The sequence below is a fragment of the Methylobacterium sp. J-072 genome, assembly GCF_022829425.1.
Taxonomy (GTDB): Bacteria; Pseudomonadota; Alphaproteobacteria; order Rhizobiales; family Beijerinckiaceae; genus Methylobacterium.
The window spans coordinates 1-337 of the sequence record NZ_JAKSYK010000126.1 but is presented as its reverse complement, the minus strand read 5'-3'; the positions used below and the strand labels follow the sequence as shown (position 1 = coordinate 337).

The 337-nt window shown below is 73.0% G+C and carries 1 pseudogene; it reads right to left on the bottom strand.

The features are described from left to right. Positions 1 to 237: pseudogene (locus MKK67_RS14535) on the bottom strand (helix-turn-helix domain-containing protein); the annotation flags it as partial. Between the last annotated feature and the right edge of the window lie 100 nt (positions 238 to 337).

Below are 337 nucleotides of genomic sequence, written 5' to 3'. Positions count from 1 at the left end.
GCGGGACACCTGCCTGTCGTTGCGGACGCCGGGGAGCTGGCGATCCTCGCCCGGCACCCGACCTGGCCGCGCCGCCGCGCTGATCGCGTTCTTCACGGTCGAGCGGAACATGCCTGTGACGGTGGCCATGGTCTCGATCGACAGCCTACCGTCCTTCCGGCGCGCCACCTCGGCAGCCACGAGCGACAGCACGGCCTGCTCGGCCAAGGTGAACCGGCCGACGATAGCCTGCGGCATGCGGCCAGAGGCCGCCCACCGGCGGCGGCGCTCCATCGAGGCGTCCGTGCGTGGCCGGGATCCAGCGCCGGGCCTCCTGGGGGCTCCTGCGAGACCTGAT